Source organism: Phyllobacterium myrsinacearum (genome assembly GCF_014138285.1).
Lineage (GTDB): Bacteria > Pseudomonadota > Alphaproteobacteria > Rhizobiales > Rhizobiaceae > Phyllobacterium > Phyllobacterium myrsinacearum_A.
The window spans coordinates 179,662-199,035 of record NZ_JACGXN010000003.1; the positions used below are offsets into that span (position 1 = coordinate 179,662).

Annotated in this window: 16 protein-coding genes; 10 read left to right on the plus strand and 6 right to left on the minus strand. The window is 53.7% G+C overall.

What is annotated here, in order from left to right:
• Positions 1–2 precede the first annotated feature (2 nt).
• Complete coding sequence (locus FHW16_RS13130; RefSeq protein WP_182549664.1) at positions 3–1,163, plus strand: hypothetical protein; 1,161 nt, start codon at positions 3–5, stop codon at positions 1,161–1,163.
• Positions 1,164–1,214: 51 nt separating this feature from the next.
• Here FHW16_RS13130 and FHW16_RS13135 read toward each other — a convergent pair whose 3' ends face one another.
• Positions 1,215–3,296, minus strand: a complete 2,082-nt coding sequence (locus FHW16_RS13135) for a type VI secretion system Vgr family protein (protein ID WP_182549665.1) — start codon at positions 3,294–3,296, stop codon at positions 1,215–1,217.
• Positions 3,297–3,601: 305 nt separating this feature from the next.
• Positions 3,602–4,942 carry a PQQ-dependent sugar dehydrogenase gene (locus FHW16_RS13140; RefSeq protein WP_182549666.1) on the minus strand — a complete coding sequence of 447 codons (1,341 nt, stop codon included), beginning with the start codon at positions 4,940–4,942 and terminating at the stop codon, positions 3,602–3,604.
• A 450-nt stretch (positions 4,943–5,392) separates the two neighbouring features.
• Between FHW16_RS13140 and FHW16_RS13145 the strand changes: the two genes are divergently transcribed.
• From FHW16_RS13145 to FHW16_RS13155, 3 genes are all read left to right on the plus strand, one after another.
• The gene (locus FHW16_RS13145) at positions 5,393–5,848 is read left to right on the plus strand and encodes a PPC domain-containing DNA-binding protein (RefSeq protein WP_182549667.1); all 456 of its coding nucleotides are present in this window, start codon (positions 5,393–5,395) and stop codon (positions 5,846–5,848) included.
• Positions 5,849–5,963: 115 nt separating this feature from the next.
• Positions 5,964–7,466, plus strand: a complete 1,503-nt coding sequence (locus FHW16_RS13150) for an argininosuccinate lyase (protein ID WP_182549668.1) — start codon at positions 5,964–5,966, stop codon at positions 7,464–7,466.
• Between the two features lie 370 nt (positions 7,467–7,836).
• Positions 7,837–8,154: a hypothetical protein gene (locus tag FHW16_RS13155; protein WP_182549669.1), complete on the plus strand. Its 318-nt coding sequence runs from the start codon at positions 7,837–7,839 to the stop codon at positions 8,152–8,154.
• 35 nt (positions 8,155–8,189) lie between these two features.
• On the opposite strand, the gene FHW16_RS13160 is transcribed toward FHW16_RS13155, so the two are convergent.
• The 3 genes from FHW16_RS13160 to dsbD are packed head-to-tail and all read right to left on the minus strand — an operon-like array spanning position 8,190 to position 11,444.
• Positions 8,190–8,864, minus strand: coding sequence for a L,D-transpeptidase (locus FHW16_RS13160; RefSeq protein WP_182549670.1), 675 nt, complete (start codon positions 8,862–8,864; stop codon positions 8,190–8,192).
• 48 nt (positions 8,865–8,912) lie between these two features.
• Positions 8,913–9,545 carry a DsbA family protein gene (locus tag FHW16_RS13165; RefSeq protein WP_182549671.1) on the minus strand — a complete coding sequence of 211 codons (633 nt, stop codon included), beginning with the start codon at positions 9,543–9,545 and terminating at the stop codon, positions 8,913–8,915.
• 48 nt (positions 9,546–9,593) lie between these two features.
• Positions 9,594–11,444 (minus strand): protein-disulfide reductase DsbD, encoded by a 1,851-nt coding sequence (dsbD, locus tag FHW16_RS13170; RefSeq protein ID WP_348643883.1) that lies wholly within the window; start codon positions 11,442–11,444, stop codon positions 9,594–9,596.
• Between the two features lie 57 nt (positions 11,445–11,501).
• On the opposite strand from dsbD, the gene FHW16_RS13175 reads away from it, so the two are divergent.
• The 4 genes from FHW16_RS13175 (at position 11,502) to FHW16_RS13185 (ending at position 15,665) form a co-directional block, all read left to right on the plus strand.
• Positions 11,502–12,164 carry a response regulator gene (locus FHW16_RS13175; protein ID WP_182549673.1) on the plus strand — a complete coding sequence of 221 codons (663 nt, stop codon included), beginning with the start codon at positions 11,502–11,504 and terminating at the stop codon, positions 12,162–12,164.
• Positions 12,161–13,513, plus strand: a complete 1,353-nt coding sequence (locus tag FHW16_RS13180) for an ATP-binding protein (protein ID WP_182549674.1) — start codon at positions 12,161–12,163, stop codon at positions 13,511–13,513. Before FHW16_RS13175 ends, FHW16_RS13180 begins: the two co-directional genes overlap by 4 nt.
• A 29-nt stretch (positions 13,514–13,542) precedes the next feature.
• A complete protein-coding gene (locus tag FHW16_RS28735) occupies positions 13,543–13,842 on the plus strand; it encodes a hypothetical protein (protein ID WP_210278118.1) in 300 nt (99 codons plus the stop codon).
• Positions 13,843–14,084: 242 nt separating this feature from the next.
• Positions 14,085–15,665 (plus strand): EAL domain-containing protein, encoded by a 1,581-nt coding sequence (locus tag FHW16_RS13185; RefSeq protein WP_182549675.1) that lies wholly within the window; start codon positions 14,085–14,087, stop codon positions 15,663–15,665.
• Between the two features lie 111 nt (positions 15,666–15,776).
• On the opposite strand, the gene FHW16_RS13190 is transcribed toward FHW16_RS13185, so the two are convergent.
• Entirely contained in the window at positions 15,777–16,718 is a 942-nt protein-coding gene (locus FHW16_RS13190) for a LysR family transcriptional regulator (protein ID WP_182549676.1), read from the minus strand.
• A gap of 151 nt (positions 16,719–16,869) precedes the next feature.
• Here FHW16_RS13190 and FHW16_RS13195 point away from each other — a divergent pair, with 151 nt between their 5' ends.
• Both FHW16_RS13195 and FHW16_RS13200 read left to right on the plus strand, forming a co-directional pair.
• Positions 16,870–17,664, plus strand: a complete 795-nt coding sequence (locus FHW16_RS13195) for a gamma-glutamyl-gamma-aminobutyrate hydrolase family protein (RefSeq protein ID WP_182549677.1) — start codon at positions 16,870–16,872, stop codon at positions 17,662–17,664.
• Between the two features lie 11 nt (positions 17,665–17,675).
• Positions 17,676–19,307 (plus strand): peptide ABC transporter substrate-binding protein, encoded by a 1,632-nt coding sequence (locus tag FHW16_RS13200; RefSeq protein WP_182549678.1) that lies wholly within the window; start codon positions 17,676–17,678, stop codon positions 19,305–19,307.
• Positions 19,308–19,374: the final 67 nt, after the last annotated feature.

Consider the following 19,374-nt stretch of genomic DNA (forward strand, 5'->3'; position numbering starts at 1 on the left):
ACATGCAGCGCCGATTGTTTTTGCTGTCATCCTTTACCGCCCTGCTCATGGGGAGTGCAATGGCATATACGACTAAAGAACTGTTCTCCGTCCGGACCGATGAACCGGAAGGATTTGAACGCAAGGATCTGTCGGCTTTCGGGGGGAGCTTCGATTTTTCCGCCGTCGTCCATCACGACATGACGATCTGGCATTCTGACGGGCAACCGGAAGAGGGCGAAGCGTCTCTGCGGATATATTTTCCCGAACGGCGCGATGAACTGATGATAGAGGGATATCGGTTCCAGTTTCCATCATTCGCTCAAGCTGTGCTGGCTGGCCACGGTTTTCTGGCAAATCGGGGATATGAAAAAATTATCCGCGATCTCGAGCGAAGCAACCATATTTTTTCCTTACTCGCCGCAGTCCAGACGGACGAGACCGGTGCATACAAAAAAATGGCCAGGCTGGCTGCCATCTCTCAAGGCAAAGATGTCCTCATTCTTTATGCTGAACTCGACTACGATGATTATGAAAAATACGAACCGGTGCTCTCCCGGTTCTTTGGCACGATCACGATGAAAGATGACATTTCGCCCGCTGATGGCTTGCGCAGTGTGAACGCACCAAGTGGAGAGACATTTTTGATACCTGATGGATGGGTCCTTTCAGAACCGGCGGGAGCAGCGGCCCCTATTAAGGACTACAAGCTCAATCTTGCTGCCGATCAGGAATACCCCAACATCGTTTTGCAGATCAGACCGGGCGATATTGAAAAAGGCCGGGAAATCGGCACAACGATGGTCAAGGAGTTTACAGAGCAGATCGAAGCATCGGGCAAAGCTGATTTTGTTACAGAAGCAGAGATGCAAACGAAGAAGCGGAGCTCGGGCGAGACCTATGCTCATAGCTATGCCAGAGGGTGGGATGTCAGAGAGAGCAAAGTTCCGATGCTGACACAGATTCTGGTTCAACAAAATAATTCGCCGAAATCCATCAGCATCATCACCTTTGACGGGTATGACTCTCTGCGCAAAGCTGGATCTTTTTCGCCAGAAGATCACGATCAGCTGTACAAATACTGGGTAACAGGCGGCTCAGCTTTTGCGCTTGTACAATTGTCTTTGGCCGATGGAGTTGAATCGGTCAAAGCCGATCTGAGCGTGCGTGCCTTGGGCCACTAGGTTCGCTGCCGGAAATGATCGTAGAATATTTGACGGGCTTGCCCAAACCCGTCAATTTTCATCGATCTTGTCGGCATCGAACTTAATCCGTTTGCCCTTTATGACAATATCACCCTCTTTGGACATGGAAATCACGATGTGCTTTCCAACTCTTATGTTGAATTGCTCACCAACATTGATGTTGTGAACCTTACCTATATCCGCATCATAGCGGCCGCGAACGATCAGGCTTTTTTTCTTTCCTACGGTTGTCTGCATAAGATTGCCTACGATCGTGGACTTTGCCACGCCAACAACTTCCGACGAGCCACCGTGTACAATCTCTGATTTGTTTTTCTCGATGAATATCTGATAGTTGCCCTTGGCAAAGTTAAACGGATCGGGAATCCGCATGTCACTCATCAAGCTGCCCAGTTTTCCGAATATCGTACTTGTTCGCGACATCAGATAATCGGTAAGTTTGTTGCTGCCCACGGCTATGGAAACGTTGCCATGGATAACCTCTTCATGATCCCCGCCGACAAAAGCGACCTTGTCACGAACAATGTGTTCGTGCTGATCACGCTCCACGCGCTTTCTTCGGTCATTCAGAATTTCAAGGTTCATGTCCTTTTGCGCATGGATGTAGACTTCTTCCTTGCTCGCCTCGTCTTCGAAGCGCAACTCATTAAAGCCATCACCCTTATGCGTGTTTGTCTTGAGCGTGGTTCTCGTCTTGTTGTCAGGCAGCTTATACGGCACTTTCGTGCTTGGATTGGGCACAATGCCTGTCACAACCGGTCTGTCGGGATCGCCTTCGAGATAGGTAACCATGACTTCCATGCCGATGCGGGGAATGACCTGTGCACCAAAACCGCCGCCCGCCCAGGATTGCATCACGCGGATCCAGCAGGTATCGGAACCATCCTTTTTGGCGCGGTTGCGCTGCCAGGGGAACCATACTTTGATCCGCCCATATTCGTCCGGATGGATTTCCTCGCCTGCCGGTCCGGCAACAATGGCAACCTGCGAGCCGTCAATGCGCGGATTGGCCGTGTGACGGTGCGGTGTCGCAGGCAGTCTGCTGGGCAGGGCAATAAAGGAATTGGCATAGTCAAGCTTGCCGTCACCCGTTTCATAGGAGGAATCGACGATTTCGTGGACAATCGCCGTAACCACATACTCTTCATGCTGATGATCCGCATGAGCAACCTCGTACGGCTTGAAGCGCCGGCCGGCCGCCAGGGTCCTGACCGTCGATGAACCTTCGATCTTCTCATGGTCCGCTTCAACCGCCTGCATGCGCAGCTTGGAGGCCTGATCATTGGACGTCTGATCCATTGCCTTGGACGGGTAGTGAAACAGCTCGTACTCGGCATTCTTCGGCAAGGAGACGAGAGAGGGCGTTGTTGCACCCTGCGGTCCCTGCGGCTTTTCAAAATTCCAGTCACCGCCAGCCCGTTTACCGGGTGTGAACGCATAATGGCGTGAGAACTGGCTGATGTGGTTGCGGTCGGTGGAGCCTGCGGCAAACCGGACTTCGGTTTCAGGCCCCTTGGTGTAACCGAAAGGATGGCTTGCCACATGCAGGGTGTGCTGGCCCTCTTCGTGCTCGAACCAGTAGAACAGGCCGTCTGCCTCCAGCCGCCGGGTGAGGTAAGCCAGATCTGTCTCGTTCCACTGGACAGAATAGTGCACGGGAGCTGGCGGCGTCACCACGCCGCCGGTTACAGCGGCCTTGATGCCGTGTTCGCTCAAAAGTGTTTCCACGATCTGCAGCGCGGTCATGTCCATGAAAATACGGCAGTCCGAGCGCTGCGACAGCAACCACAATTGCGGACGGATGGTCAGGCTGTAGGATCGCAACCCGCGCGAAACCGGCGGGCCTTCCTTGAGCCCGGTAACGAGACCGTTCCACGGGCGTCGCTGGCCGTAGGCAATTTCCAGCGACAGGTCGACAAGCGTGCCGACGAGCTCTTCCGGCTTGACGTCAGTCCGCTTGGATTTGACGTCGACAATGATCTCGAAAAGGCCATTGATTTCCTCTCGAACATCCATCTTCTCGGCCAGAAGAACATCCGTTCCCAGCGCTGTAGAGATGCGAAGAATGCGGTCAGCTTGAATCAAGCCTGCGTCGGTAAAGTCAAATTCCATTCGCACCTCACGCGCGTGCCAAGTCTAGATAAAATCATCTTGGGTTGCTTTTTAGTTTGTCCAGCAGGCTACGTCGAGAATAAATCTCCGTCTTATGGCAATTTGACAAATATCCCTCGTCTTTTGAAGCTTTATATAGAGTGGGTGTGCATAAGCGTCTTTAATTTAACGCAGATGTATCCACGATCTCTTGGGGGGCTTCTATTTGCATACACAGCGTGTTCAATGGTCACCTACTGCGTGGAGCTCAATGCGGCGTCTGGATTACCACTTCAAACTGAGATGCTCACGCAGAAGCCGCATCTCTATTTGGTCGTAGCAGGCGTCACCCGCCAAATCGTATTCCCCACATCATCTGCAACAAGCAGTGCGCCCGATTTATCTATTGCAACGCCCACCGGTCGACCGGTTGCTTGGTCCCGATCATTGATAAATCCGGTTAGAATATCTTTCGGCGGACCATTGGGCTTTCCATTTTCAAAGGGAACGAAGATGACCTTATAGCCACTACGGGGTTTACGGTTCCAAGATCCGTGCTGGCCAACAAATGCACCCTTTTGATACTCCGCGCCGAATAGCGCTCGCGTATTGAACGTCAACCCAAGCGACGCTGTGTGCGGTCCGAGTGCATAATCAGGCTTGACAGCCTTCGCTACAAGCTCGGGGTTCTGTGGTTTGACACGGACATCGACATTCTGGCCATAATAGCTATAGGGCCAGCCGTAAAATGCGCCGTCTTTCACCGTCGTCATATAATCCGGGACAAGATCACTGCCGATTTCATCCCGCTCGTTTACTGCCACCCAAAGATCGCCAGTATCTGGGTTCCAGGAAAGCCCATTGGGATTGCGCAAGCCGGACGCGAACACTCGTTCCTGTCCTGTCGCCAAATCAATCTCCAATACTGCAGCCCTGTTCTTCTCCGCATCAAGACCATTTTCTCCAACATTGCTGTTGGATCCAACCGTTGCATAGAGCTTTCTACCATCAGCACTGGCGATTACGTCTTTGGTCCAATGGTGGTTGATAGGGCCACCCGGCAACGCGGCGATCTTCTCGGGAGCCGAGGTGATTTTAGTGTCGCCATCCTTGTAAGGAAACGCCACAATTCCATCAGTATTGGCCACATAGAGCTTGCCATTGGCCAACGTCATGCCGAAAGGAGAGTTCAGTCCTTCAATGAATGGTTCCTGGATCTCGGCCACCCCGTCGTTGTCGGCATCCCGCAACAGGGTGATACGATTGGCATTTGTCGCCTTGGCTCCGGCCTGGTTCATTAAGAAGCCCATCACCCAGCCGCGAATACTGAATCCGGTCTCCTCCTTGGCTGGTCCATTGGTTTCGGCGATGAGAACGTCACCGTTTGGCAGGACATGAATCCAGCGTGGATGTTCGAGCCCTTTGGCCAAAGCATTGACCTTAAGTCCAACAGCAACCGTCGGGGTCGCTCCATCCGGCCATTGTGCTACTTTTGCGATGTTGACAGTCGGGATGGGCTTTGGATTTGGTGAAGGAAGCGCAGGATTTGGACCATAGCCCTCACTTACGGGAACCGTCGCAGACTCTTGCGAATAGAAGTAAACACCCCCTGCTCCCAAACAACCGACGACAATCAACCCCAAGATACCAAGTGCCAGTTTTTTCATGACAGGATCCTTTGCTGAAGAGTTATTGAGAGAGGTGATTCTTAAACACTATCTTGGTGATAACGACCAGCATCGCCACTTTCATGCAGCGCTAACTTGACCAGCAACGAGCAAACACAGAAATTGTTCCCAAAGCAGTAATTGCAGGGGGAAAGTCACTTTCAACGCCTCGAACTAAAAGACAGACCCTATCCGTCTATATTGAATACGTCAGGTTGGTGATCAGTCAGTACTGATGCCGCCTCATTGATGATTTTCGGCCATGCGCGCACTTGATCTGTAATTGCAGTTCCATTGGGAAATCCATCGCCTGCCCCGGATCCTATGAGCTTCAGTAACATTGCCGTTCTGAAAGCAAAAGTTTGATCATATGCGGGACAGCGTGATGAACCATTCATTCACAATTGAGTTACGTATGAAAAGCGCTGACAACGTCAAAGGAACCCGGACATGCCTGAAACACGCTTCGAGACCGATATAAACAGATACATGCGAACACCAACTGGCTATCTGATGGTTTTGCGCCAAGGCGACGACCTGTTCGAACAACTGGAAATACTGATGGAGCGGGAGAGTATTCCTTCAGCAAGCCTGACTGGTTTTGGTTTCGCTGGAACGGTGACGTTCGGGTTTTTCGACTTTGACAAGAAACAATATAACCCCGGCACATTCGAGAATTTGGAGTTGGTCAGCATGACCGGAACTCTTGGATGGAAGGACGGTACACCGTCCATCCATGCTCACGGCGTTGCCGGCAACAGTACCTTTTCAACAGTGGGCGGGCATATGCTGGCACTTGAGGTCGGTACGGGTTCTCTGGAGATCACCATCACAGTGCATCCGAACAGGCTGGAGCGCGCAATGGACCCAAGCATAGGGGCAAACATCCTCTCTCTGGGCTGTTAGCAACGACGGAGAATAGTCCGCTCGTTCAAACCGAAGGAGGTTGTATCAGCGCAAGTCATCCGTTTGAATGTGAGGCCTAACGCCATAATTTTTATTTAAATCTTGGGAGGACACCATGAAGTTTCAAATTTATACACTTGCGATAGCTGTCTCACTCAGCCCAGTTTGCACATACGCTCAGCAACAGCAAAATCGAGACGAGTTTTTTTGGCTTGGCGAAATCAACAAGGCCACGGCCGTTATCAATACGGATGAGGGCCTGCTTGATAAAGCGCTGGTGCCGCGTATCACGGCTGGCTTGACAAAGGTTATCAACGAGGGAAATCAGCCGGGTGCAAAACGTCCCTCAAGTGTTATCACCTTCGAGCCACTTCTGATCAAGGCTGCAGGACCGGAAGTCACTTTGCTGCATGCTGGCCGATCAAGTCAGGACATGCATGCCACATACCGGGCCGCGATCCTGCGAGATGAATTGCTGGATCTGGCTGAGCAATTGAACAGCACATCAGGAACCATGGTGACATTGGCGGAAAAGCATGTCGATACCATTGTCCCAAATTACACTAATGGCGTGGCCGCCCAACCCAATAGTTTCGGCCATTATCTTCTGGGGCATGCAGCGGGTCTCGATCGTGATGCTCAGCGCATCCGCGAAGCCTATGCCCGTGTTGATCGCTCCGCTATGGGAACGACTGTCCTCAATGGGACGAGTTGGCCTCTGAATCGCAAGCGGATGGCCGGATATCTGGGCTTTTCAGATATCGTCGATAATGCTTACGATGCTGCCCAGATTTCATCAACAGATGAACCGGTAGAAGTTGGAGCAATCGTCACAAGTGTTGCGCTGCATACGGGACAGTTTGTCGAAGACATCATGACGCAATATGCCCAGCCGCGTCCCTGGATCCTGCTACAGGAAGGCGGCGGCAATACCTATGTGTCAAGTGCCATGCCGCAAAAGAGAAATCCGGGGCTTTTGAATTCAACCCGTCAGGACGCATCCACCGCGGTCACCTTGGCAATGGGCGCAGTCATTCAGGCACATAACATTACCCCCGGCATGAGTGATGCCAAGGATGTAAATGCCAACAGCGCCATGGTTGCCAGTGCGGTCAAAGTGCTTGAGGGCTGGAACAAAATTCTTGCTTCACTCGTCATCGATCCAAGCCGTGCTCTGGAAGAATTGAACAGCGATTGGACCGCATCACAGGAACTCGCTGATGTATTGATGCGCAAATATAAGCTTCCGTTTCGCGTCGGTCATCATTTCGCGTCCGAAATAGTAGACTTTGCAAAAGCAAAGAACATTAAACCGCTGGATTTCCCCTATTCCGAAGCCAAACGCATTTATGCCGAGGCAGTAAAGGAATCCGGATTTCCGGCCGACCTCCCCATGAATGAAGAAGAGTTCCGTTCTACGCTTGACCCCGTTTCCATTGTCAAGAACCGCGCGTCGGTCGGCGGTCCCCAACCGTCGGAAATGGATAGGATGCTGAAAGCGGCAAAAGAAAAAATTGTGCGAAACGAGGAATGGGTCACTCAGCACAGGGCGCAGATTACAGAATCATTAGCACGGCTTGATGCCGATTTTGATCAACTCAAGTCCGGAAATAACTAGGTCGCGATGGGACCTGTTGTGCGGATATGGAAATTTGTCGGCATACAGTTCCCCCGCGAAGGCATTCTATTTATGCCACGGTTTGAAAGAGCAACCCCGTCGGCGTTTCCTGAGACGCATTTCGAATGCATGGCGGTATAAATTTGGGCGATATTGGCCCTGAAACCGAATGGCCTCGGTAGACGGAAGTACAGTTTTGGGGTCTGACGGGACCCCGTCCACCAGTATGGGCGCGGGGCGCAAAGATTATTGCGATGTTAGCAGAGTGATTGTTTCTGGCAGCAGCCGAAACATAAATAGGACGCGCCTGTCACCTTGATTTTTGCATGGTATCGTCATTGAATGACCTTGGGTTTTAAGGTGAAACTAAATGACGAAACACAGCTCAGCATTGTCACCAATGACCAACCGGAAAACCGGATTTGGAGATGCCGGACGCCGTGATTTCAATAAAGCTTTATGGCCCTTCGGCATAGAAGCAATCAGAACTCACATACCCAAGGGCTGCTGTTATCGATTGAGGATAGCACCAGACGACGCGAATGAGTTCAATGTGATTGTGACCACAAACCGTGATCTAACTGACGAAGAAAAAGAGCTCATCGCGGTGGCTTATTATCAAACAACACCATTCGTATTACCATCGGATATAACATTCACGGTTTTTGACGGGGGAATTTGCGATTAGTGCCGGCGGTTCTGGATGAGCGTTTTGGCTATGGCTCATCCCAGCACCACGACCTTCGATCCGTCAGGAATACGATCATAGAGATCGATGACGTCCTGGTTCATCATCCGGATGCAGCCCGAGGATACTGCTTGCCCTATCGACCATGGTTCATTGGTACCATGGATGCGGTAGAGCGTGTCTTTGCCGTCCTTGAACAGATATAGGGCCCGCGCGCCGAGGGGATTCCTGGCACCGCCCTCCATGCCGCCTGCCCACTGTTGATATTTTTCCGGAGAACGGGCGATCATATCCTGCGTCGGCGTCCAGCGCGGCCATTCCCGCTTATAGGCGATTTTGGCCGTGCCAGTGAACTCCATACCAGCCTTGCCGACACCCACGCCGTAGCGTAGGGCTTTGCCGCCCTCCTGAACCAGATAGAGATATTTGCCCTTCGGGTCGACAACTACTGTTCCGACCGGCTGATCCGTGGCGTAATCGACCAGTTCGCGCATGTTGCGCTGTTTCAGCTGCTTCAACGAAACAGCGGGAACGGGGAATTTTTCCGTATCGATCGCGCCATAGCGGGCTGCGGCCAGTTGTTCGATCGACGGAGTAATATCCGCAACGGGCAATACTCCGGGGGGAGTGGTCGCACAGGCTGCAACGCCGAGCGGCAGGAAGATGGCAAACGTCAGTGTCCGGGCAAATGAGCGAAGTCTTAAAGGCATGATAGTCTCTGTTCTGTCTTGCGTGCGATTTGATCGAGATGACGGAATCTATTTTGCCGCCTGCCGCCGGCGCGCCTCAGCGACAGCCTCCTTGAAGCCCGGATAATCGAGCGTCGATGTGCGGAAGGGGCCAATGAGATAAGTCGGGGTACCATTCATGCCGAGACTGTCGGCTTGGGCGAGATTCCGCTTCAGGAGTGCCATGATGTTTGGGCCATTCTTCTTCAGATCTGATTGTAGCCGCGCCATATCAACGCCTGAGGCCTTCACCGCCGCCAGCATCTTGTCCTGGCCAATCTTGCGGCCAGGAATCGCCATCAGGGCGGCGTGGGCGGTCTCATATTTGCCCTGGTAATTTGCGGCAAGCGCAAGTTGCGCTCCGTAAACAGACGCCTCGGTAAGGATTGGCCAGTCCTTGTAGACCAGCCTGATCTTCCCATCTGTCTTGACGATTTTGTCGAGGTCGGGCGCTGATTTCTTGCAGAAGGGGCAGTTGTAATCGAGGAAAGCGACAATGGTGACATCACCTTTCGGATTGCCACCCGTTGGTGCTTCGGGATCGCTGAGGACGGCGTTCACATCCACGTCCTGCGCGAAGGCAGGTCGGATGAAAAGCCACGTAAGGGCGGCGGAAGAAACAGTCAGTCCCGTTGAGAGGCGAAGAAACAGTCTGCGATTCATGATGAGCTCCGATATTTGAATGTTAAGAGGCTTCGGACACGGACAACTTCACATGCCAGCCAGCTTGAGACGCCGCGCAAAACCCTCCGCCGTGATCGCCCCGATCGTTCGCGTCCCAGCAACTTCCTCGCCGGACGTATCGAGCAGGAACATGGTGGGCGGGCCGACGACACCGAAACGTTTCATCAATCGGCGACTGTCTGCGCTGTTGGCCGTAACGTCTGCTTTGATGATAGAAATCGCTGCGAGCGATGCAGCAAGACTTGGTTCGGCAAGAACGCGCTCGTTTGATTTGCAGACCGTGCACCAGTCTGCGGTGAAGAAGACCAGAAGCGGGCGGCCATCCTGGCGGCTGGTGGCAAGCACTTCATTGAAGGCTGCTTCCGTACTCACAACGCGGCCCTGAAAGGAACCCGCCGTACCACCGCTGTCACGCACAAGGAAAGTAAGCGGACGCAGCGGATCAGTCGCTCCACCCGCAAAGCCGATAATCAACGTTGTCCCATAAATCGCTATGGCAAGACCCACAGTCTTCTCCATGCGTAGAACCCAGTTGCTGCTAGTAGCCAACCGGTCAAATGCTCCCAAAAACACGCCAGTCCCGAGCGCTATCGTTCCCCAAACCGGAAGCACGACGGTGTCTGGCACCAGGCGCAAGATCATGGAGGCGGCAAGGCCCAGAAACACCACCCCGAAGATCTGCTTGATCCGTACCAGCCACGGTCCAGACCTAGGCAGGTAGCGGCTGCCGAAGGTTCCGTAGACGACCAGCGGCAGTCCCATGCCGAGACCAAGGGCGAAAAGTGCAGCAGCGCCGCGGATACCATCGCCTGTTTGCGCAACATAGAGCAGTGCTGCCGCCAGCGGCGGTGTCACGCACGGACCAACGATGAGCGCCGATCCGAAGCCAAGTGCTGCTGAACCTGCAACTGAGCCCGCTCTGCCCGGTGACCGGCGAGAAAGCCGGGATATCCAACCGGCTGGAAGTTGCAGCTCGAACAGACCGAACATCGACAAGGCAAGCGCGGCGAATACCGCTGCCATCAGCCCAAGCGCCCAAGGCGTTTGAAGTGCGGCTTGCAGATTCTGGCCCGACCATGCGGCGGCGAGGCCGAGTGCCGCATAAGCTGCCGCCATGGCAATGACATAGCTGGCCGACAAGACGAGCCCACGACTGGCTGAAAGCGCCTCACCAGACCGCGCCAGCATGCCTGACAGGATCGGGATCATCGGAAAAACACACGGTGTCAGGGACAGAAGCAGGCCAAATCCAAGGAAACTTACCAGCACGAGCGCGAGGTTGCCGCTCATTTCCGAAATCGGCTGAATGTCTGTTCCACCCGGCACGAGCTCAACGGCTGATCCGCTGATGATCTGCGATGTTTCGCTGCTACTGATAGCATCTCCACCAGGGCCAGTGGCGACGTCGCTCAAGTCAAGTGTCGCAAGATCGAGCGCTTTCGTGATCGGCGGATAGCAGATACCCTGTTCCGCGCAGCCTTGATAACGGATCTGCAAGGTGGCGCCAGGAGGGATATCTGCTGTCGCGAAATGTGCTTCCGCGCGATCATGATAAATTTCGGTTGGCCCGAAATTCGGATCGTCCTTCATCTCGCCCTGTGACGTAACGACGGTAAGAGCCTTTCCCGGCAGCCGCACGGCGACCTGGTCCCGATAAAGATAATTCCCCGGAAGTATCGTCCAGTTGAGCAGCAGCCGAGAGTCTCCGTCGCGCTGGACGGCGAGATGAAACACTTTGTCGGCAGGCAACGGCTTCTGCGCATGCGCGCCGCTGCTCATCATGGCGACAAGACAAGCAATTGCAAAGATTATACTATTCGCGAACTTGCCCAATATGACGTTCCCTTGTGTTCTGCGGGTCCGAAATGGGAATGCCACCTTAAGCCAGCCTTAAGCCTCGTGCGAAAAGAGAAACGAAACAGGGAGGAATTTTGTATGCGTATTCTCGTCATCGAGGACGACCCGGTTCTGTCAAACGGCCTCCAAGTTGGTCTTGGCTTGAGCGGAGCAACCGTCGACCGTGTTGAAACCTGCGTCGATGCACGAGCAGCATTGGCGACTTCCGGGTTCGACGCCGTGGTGCTTGATATCATGCTGCCCGACGGATCAGGCCTCGACGTTCTGAGGGAGATGCGCAAGGCGGGTGACTGCACGCCTGTGCTCCTGTTGACGGCACTTGATGAAACACCTGATCGTATTCGCGGGCTCGACAGCGGCGCGGACGACTATCTCGGCAAACCCTTCGATCTGGACGAACTGGCCGCCAGGGTCCGCGCCATCGCCCGCCGCAACAGCGGACGTGCCGCACCTGTCATGATTTTGGGAGGGCTCGTCGTCGAACCCTCCAGCCTTTCCGCTACACTTGATGGCAGCGTCCTAACACTTTCCCGCCGCGAATTCGCAGTGCTTTCCACTCTGATGGAGCGGCCGGGAACGATACGGTCGAAGACCGAGATTGAGGACCGTCTCTATGGCTGGCAGGAAGAAATAGAGAGCAACGCTGTGGAGGTTCATATTCACAACCTGCGCGGCAAAGTTGGACGCGAAACGATCGAAACCGTTCGGGGACTGGGATATCGCATGAGAATGACGCCATGATGTCTCTGCGTAAGCGCCTCTTTGTCATTCTGGTCGCGGCCACCAGCCTCATCTGGCTCTGCGCCGTCGTCTGGATCTACATTGGCAGCCGTTCGGAACTCGAACACGTCCTCGATACCCGTTTGCAGGAAGCAGCAAGAATGGTGCATTCCCTCGTCGGGAGGGACAACATGGCAGCGTCGGCTGCAATAGTTCCAGCACCCGCAACCACCCCGGAAATGGCGAGCTATGAACGCCAGCTCTCCTGCCAGATCTGGTCGCTCGACGGACGCCTTATGGCACGGTCGAGTGGAGCGCCTGATGCCAAACTGGCAGAAAATGTTGATGGTTTCTCCGACCGGGTGGTCGATGGTGAGTTGTGGCGGGTCTATACGATCGAGGACCAGGAAAAAGGCGTGCGTGTCATGGTTGGCGATCGCATCGGTCTGCGCGACCGGCTGGTCAATGATCTCATTTTCGGTTTGATGGCTCCTGCCCTGTTGATCGTCCCGCTGCTTGGCCTTCTGATCTGGGTAAGTCTTGGCCGGGGTCTTCGCCCGCTTGATGTCATGGCGGACGCGTTGCGTAATCGCGATGCCGACGATATGCGCCCCATCGATACGGGGCGAACACTGCCCGAAGTCCGCCTGCTCACGGATGCGCTCAACGGCCTGTTTGGCAAGGTCGAGGCTGCACGCCGACACGAACGCGAAACCACAGCGTTCGCCGCGCATGAATTGCGCACACCGCTTGCCGGATTGAAGACACAGGCGCAGATCGCACTAACTGCAAAAGACGCAGGCGTCCGTGAAAACGCATTGTCGCAAATACTCGTGTCGGTCGACCGCACCACCCGTCTCGTGCGCCAGTTGCTGACGTTAGCCAGACTCGAAGCGGAGAACCGAGTGGCGAATAACACGTCCAGTGCTGCCGCAGAATTGCTTACCGAAATCATCAATGCAGCAGCACCACTACCGGCAAACATTGGAGTGGAAATCGATCCGGCGCTTGCCAAACTCATGCTGACGGGCGAACGGGAAAGTTGGCTGCTGGCATTGCGCAACCTGCATGAAAACGCGATTCACCATATGCCAGGCGGGGGCGTTATTTCGTGGCATGCAACACCTGACGGAAAGAGTGTCATGGTTCTCGATGACGGACCTGGCATTCCGAACGACGAGATTGATCAGGTCACACAGCGTTTCTACCGGGGCCGCCACAAGAGTGCTTCAGGAACGGGCCTTGGTCTCACCATCGTCGAAATCGCCGCCAAACGTGTCGGTGCGAAACTCCTGCTTGAAAACAGAACAACTCAAACGGGTCTGCAGGCAGCCCTTATCTTTCCATATGCGGTAAGTCGATCGCCGTGATCCGATCTTGCTCAAGCCAACAATCTGTCGTGAAGCCGGGTACCGTTAATGAAACAACCACCGATCGACTTGCTGGGGGTATTTCAATCCAAGGCAGCATAAACCCTTTTGATGCTGTGCTGGCAGAATCCCTTCCAGAGATTCAACGAAAAAATATCCGCGTGGTGGGCTCCGCATATCTTCCCGATGCAGATGAACGAATTGATTTTAAAGCTCCGCGGCCAACCGACCCGCTTTTTACACAATATCCAGGTACAGCGAAAAGGTACACGTTCGGCATGATACTCGAAACAGTGGCAAGCGATATACTGAAGCGAATCCGAGATTGACAGTCACTGCTAAAACGCCACCGTCTTTTTTGGCTGATGCTTGGGTGGCCAAACGATCGCCGCGGCGTGCGATCACGTCTTGACGTCCGGATGTAGCCGGGAGAGTGCAAAAGAACCCACGTCAGGTCACAGCGGATAGACTAACGAACATGAAATCCTTCCCTTTCATGTACGGATTGTGCGCTAACCGTTTGTTATCTTGCGGCGTTTATCATCCTCCCGTCTGTTACGAGAGGCTTCATATGTCAGCGGCGGGGGCTTTTCGCACATTTTGGCTTCAGGCACTGCTTGTAGCGGCGCTTGTCATTGCCGGGGCATCACTTGGGAGATGGGTTGGAAAATGGGCTGCGATCGAGAGCGATCGCGGGCATATGCTGGCATTCGCAAATCAATTGCTCAAACGCGGCGAGAAGGTATTCGCTGAGGCTGATAGCGTGCTCGCTCAGGCCAACGGGTCGCCATTTGCATTCTGTTCCAGCCAGGAGGTGGCCTTCCTGCGTGACATCCTGTTTACCTCCAGATACCTTAAGGATGTCGGGAGAGTCTCCGACGGCAAGTTCCATTGTTCGGCTGTTTTCGGGCCGGCGCAGACTCCTGCGCCTTTGCCGTCGCCGGATGAGACGGCCATTGACGGCAGCCTTATTTATGCTCTCGTGCCCTTGGCGGTATCGAAATCGTCTGCTCCCATTATCGGTCATCTGAATGCTAATGTTGTGCTTGACCCCACGGCCTTCGACAGTTTCGCTGATCCGGCATATGTTTTCGGAATTCTTCTCGAGCCCGGTGATGGTCGTAACCCCGTCGGCATGTTCGGCGTGCTTTATCAAGGAATCCAACCGGCTGGTTTTCCCCAGGGCCTTGGAAGGGACGGTGATTCCATCTTCCGCAATTTGTGCAGTGGCCGGGTATGCGTCGCTGTACATGCAAAAGTGGCGGACCTAGAGGCTGCCATGTCAACAAGCCTCTTTGCCTTGATTGGGCTGGGAGGCGCGTTGGGTGGTGCCATGGGCTGCATCCTTCTCCTGCTGCAGCGCAAGGGCGTGACCATGAAAGCGCGTCTTTCCAACGCATTGAAAAAAGGCGTGCTTGAACTTGAGTACCAACCCATAGTCAACCTGCACACGGGCGCTGTAGTGGGAGCTGAGGCACTCCTTCGGTGGACCGAGAACAACGAAGTCATATCGCCCGATGTCTTCATCCCGGTCGCCGAAGAGGCTGACATCGTTCAACAGGTCACACTCTATGTCATCGACCGCCTGCTTCTTGAGATGGCTGGATTTCTGCAGTCTCATCCAGATTTCAGGCTAAACGTGAACATATCGGCCAACGATCTATGCGATCCGGGTTTTGGTGCCAAGATCGCCGCTCGCCTCGAAGCGGCTTCGGTACTCCCCACGCAACTGGCGCTTGAGATTACCGAACGCTCCAGCGCAAATGCCAGTGAAGCAATTGAGGCAATCAGATCCCTGCGCTCCCGCGGCCACAGTATTTATATCGATGATTTTGGCACGGGATATTCCAGCCTGTCCTATCTTGGCCAGCTCAATGTCGACGGGATTAAGATCGACAAGTCGTTCACCCAAAAGGTAGGTACAGATGCTATCGGCGTGTCGATTGCACCTCAAATTGTTGACATGGCGCGGGCACACGATCTGGCAATCGTGGTCGAGGGCATTGAGACGGAGCGGCAGCGTGAGTACTTCGCCAACTTGAAAATGGAGATCAATGCCCAAGGCTGGCTCTTCGGAAAACCTGTCAGCGCTTCGAAGATCGCCGATCTCTTCTCGGCAAGAGGTGGATCTGTCCGATCTGCAACACGATAAATCTAGCCGGGACATGCGTTGTATTATGAACGCAACCGAGAAAAACGAACGATCGGTTGTCCACTCGAAGTCGCGCAAACATTCGGTGCAGCACAAAGATTTTAACGGGTTTTATGAAGCCCGAATATCCGACGCTACGGACAAGCCCAGTACTTTTAGGCGTTGAGCATACTCATTTGCCACGTCTTGCAATGCATCAGCCATGGCCTCGACGAGCACTGAAGTTGGTTTGTAGTTGGGTTGGACAACGGCGACATGAAACGGTACTTCAACTGAAAACCGCCGGACCGCCAGACCCTGGCTGGCAAAATCCAATGCCGTCAGCGGATTGATAATTGCCATGCCGATGTTCTCGCGTACCAGACTGCAGGCAGATGCCGCCGTTTTGGTTTCAACGCAGACATTGCGGTTGATGCCGCGTGCCTCAAAAATGCGATCCAGAACTTTTCTGTAAGGGTCGTTCTGCGAAAAACACACGAATGGCTGGCCGGTAAAATCCGAGGGTTCAAGACAGGATTTAGAAGCCAGAACATGATCTTGTGATAAAATACAGACCATCGGAAACACACCGAGATGGCGGGAATGGGCTCCTGGAATACCTTGGATAAGCTCGATTAGACCAAGATCATATTGATGTATTCGCAATCCGTCGTCATGTCGCGGGTCCTTCCCGTCAATGTCGATACGCGCGTCGGGGAACCGCGAAAGCAATTTTCCGATCGCTCGCGGTAAAAGAGATTGGCTAAGGGCAGGCTGACAGGTAACTGCGATTTTTTCCCCTTTGGAAAGACGAAGAGCTTCTACCGTCTGCATTATTTCATGCAGCCCCAAAAAACTGCGCTTGACCTCTTCATACAGCATCAGTCCCCGTGCAGTTGGTACCAATTGCTGATAGCTGCGATCGAAAAGTGTGAAGCCCGTCAGCATCTCCAGACGCTTGAGCTCCCTGCTCACAGTCGGTTGCGATGTCTTCAACAGGACCGCTGCACCGGTGACGGTGCGCGACGCCATCACTGCCTGAAAAACCTCGATGTGCCGCAGGGTAATACGCAAATGTCTATGCCTTGATTGGAGATGACCAGCCTTCACCATATCAAGAATGAATAGAATGCCGAAGATGTTTTTGTTGTGCACGATTGTGACAAGCTGTCTGCTGCATTTTCCATCAAACAGTTGAACTGCATAAAATTAAAGCGAGACCAACGTGCCGCCCAAGCCGAAACCAATCATCGGAGTTACGCTCGACAGTGAAAATCCTGGCGGCTATTCGGACCAGCCATGGTATGCGCTTCGGCAAAATTACATGGCGAGCCTCGCGGGATTAGGCGGAGCACCGATTGCCCTTCCGCATCATCCAGACCTCGTCGAAACTTACCTGGATATATGCGACGGCATTGTTGTGACAGGCGGAGCATTCGACGTGCCTCCACAGATGTTCAACGAGCATATTCGCAGCGACCTGATCCGCTTAAAACCTGAACGCACCGAGTTTGAAAATGCACTGGTAAAAGGCGCACTCGCGCGGGACATTCCCTTGCTCGGTATATGTGGCGGCGAACAGCTGCTGGCGGTTGTGACAGGCGGCACACTCGTGCAGCACATTCCAGACGAAGTTGCTGCAGCACTCCAGCATAGCTCAAGTAAAGATACCGAGAATGCGGCTGGCCGGAAGCGCGCCAGCCATGATGTGCTCGTACACGAAGGAACATTGCTCAGCCGCTGCGTCGAAGCCATTAACATCCACGTCAACAGCTCTCACCATCAGGCAGTCAAATCCGTTGGCATTGGCTGCCGGGTCAATGCTGTTGCAGCGGATGGCGTCATCGAAGGCATTGAATGTCCCGGATATCGCTTCTGCCTTGGTGTCCAGTGGCACCCCGAATATCTTCAGCAGGAGGCCGATAGAAGATTATTGAATGCCTTCGTCGAGGCGTCGGCCCAATACAAAGACCAGAATTATCACTCCCCAGTCGCACCGAAGTTCCCAGCAACCCTTTGACAGGATTAGCCATGATCTCCTTTCTTCATAATGCGATAGCAGGCTCCACGCAAAAAAACCGTTCGATTTCATTGGCAAGCGCTGGTTTTTCGGTTTTGATCATGGGCACATTCCTCAACCCGGCACTTGCCGCCGGCACGATCAATCGCGATCTTAGTCTGGAGTTGAGAACACTTGATGTACAGAAGTTTCATCTTCTGGCTGAAGAGGACCTCGGGCACGATCTTTTTGAAGGTCTCATGACGCGGGACAAGGACGGCATTCTAAAGCCAGGTGTTGCGAAGGAATGGAAAGCCAGTGACGACGGCAAGACTTATACATTCACATTGAATGACACAAAATGGAGCAACGGCGACCCGCTGACGGCCAAAGATTTCGTCTTTGCCTTCCGGCGGATACTCGAACCCTCGCTTGGCGCTGAATATGCAACTTTGCTCTATCCGATTGCCAACGCCAAATCCTATAACAAAGGTGAAACGAAAGATGCTTCTGCAATCGGCGTGAAAGCCGTGGACGACCACACACTTGAGATCACGCTGGCGTCTCCGACACCATACTTTCCCGACCTGATGGCGAACACGGCCGCCTTCCCGCTGCACGCGGCGAGCGTAGAAAAGCTGGGTAGCGGTTACGCCAGTCCCGGTAAAATGATTTCGAACGGCGCTTTCATGCTTGAGTCATCCGAGCCGCACGGCAAAATCGTTTTGAAGAAGAACCCGGAATTCTCCGATGCATCGGCAGTCTCGCTCGACAGTGTAATCTACAATCAGATTCTGGATGGGGGTACTGCGGTCCGCTTGTTTCGTGCCGGAGAACTAGACATTACGCCGGGGAGCAAAAGCGACGGCAATGCGCTTGCGGTGAAGGAAATGCCAGACTCGGTCAGGGTCGAGGTTATTATGGGCACCGAGTACTACGACTTCGGTTTGAACGGCGACAAGGTAAAAGATCCTGATGTACGTCGGGCAATCAATATGGCAATCGACCGCGCGGCACTGACCGAAGATATTCTGGGCACCAATGAAGTGAATGCTTACGGCCTCGTTCCTCCCGGCATCGATGGCTACAAGGCGCCGCAGATGGATTTTTCCGACAAGCCGCTGATGCAACGCGTCGAAGAAGCGCAAAAACTCATGCAGAAGGCCGGCTTCGGTCCAGACAAGCATCTGAAGCTGGATGTGAGTTTCAATTCGAGTGACCTGCACCAGAGAACAGCAGTTGCTCTCAGCGACATGCTGAAAGATGTCTGGATCGACCTTAGCCCCGTCAACCGCGATGGTTCGGCATATTGGGAGTGGCTCGGCAGCGCAAAAGGCAAATTTGATCTGGCTCGCGACAGCTGGATAGCAAACTTCCCTGACCCTGTGAATTTCCTTAATCTCTACTATGCCGGCAAGGATGGCTCCACAACGGGTTACTCCAATGCCGAGTATGACAAAACGCTGGATGCAGCAGCGCTTGAACTCGATAAAACCAAGCGATTTGCGCTTCTTGCAGATGCGGAGAAAATGCTGTTGACCGACGGTGCAATCGTACCCTTGTATTATTACAATTCCATACGTCTTGTGAATCCCAAGATCACCGGCTGGAACAAAAACGGTTTCGCATTACACCCTTCCCGCTATCTGGCTGTTGATCGCTGAGAGGAAGTGCGGGTGGCATTTCGGTGTATCTCCGATGCTTCACGCAAACGGAAATGGCTGATTCAAG

Excerpts from the sequence above, each read along its gene's own strand:
- FHW16_RS13130 (WP_182549664.1), top strand. The coding sequence starts at position 3 with ATGCAGCGCCGATTGTTTTTGCTGTCATCCTTTACCGCCCTGCTCATG.
- FHW16_RS13135 (WP_182549665.1), bottom strand. The coding sequence starts at position 3,296 with ATGGAATTTGACTTTACCGACGCAGGCTTGATTCAAGCTGACCGCATT.
- FHW16_RS13140 (WP_182549666.1), bottom strand. The coding sequence starts at position 4,942 with ATGAAAAAACTGGCACTTGGTATCTTGGGGTTGATTGTCGTCGGTTGT.
- FHW16_RS13145 (WP_182549667.1), top strand. The coding sequence starts at position 5,393 with ATGCCTGAAACACGCTTCGAGACCGATATAAACAGATACATGCGAACA.
- FHW16_RS13150 (WP_182549668.1), top strand. The coding sequence starts at position 5,964 with ATGAAGTTTCAAATTTATACACTTGCGATAGCTGTCTCACTCAGCCCA.
- FHW16_RS13155 (WP_182549669.1), top strand. The coding sequence starts at position 7,837 with ATGACGAAACACAGCTCAGCATTGTCACCAATGACCAACCGGAAAACC.
- FHW16_RS13160 (WP_182549670.1), bottom strand. The coding sequence starts at position 8,864 with ATGCCTTTAAGACTTCGCTCATTTGCCCGGACACTGACGTTTGCCATC.
- FHW16_RS13165 (WP_182549671.1), bottom strand. The coding sequence starts at position 9,545 with ATGAATCGCAGACTGTTTCTTCGCCTCTCAACGGGACTGACTGTTTCT.
- FHW16_RS13175 (WP_182549673.1), top strand. The coding sequence starts at position 11,502 with ATGCGTATTCTCGTCATCGAGGACGACCCGGTTCTGTCAAACGGCCTC.
- FHW16_RS13180 (WP_182549674.1), top strand. The coding sequence starts at position 12,161 with ATGATGTCTCTGCGTAAGCGCCTCTTTGTCATTCTGGTCGCGGCCACC.
- FHW16_RS13185 (WP_182549675.1), top strand. The coding sequence starts at position 14,085 with ATGTCAGCGGCGGGGGCTTTTCGCACATTTTGGCTTCAGGCACTGCTT.
- FHW16_RS13200 (WP_182549678.1), top strand. The coding sequence starts at position 17,676 with ATGATCTCCTTTCTTCATAATGCGATAGCAGGCTCCACGCAAAAAAAC.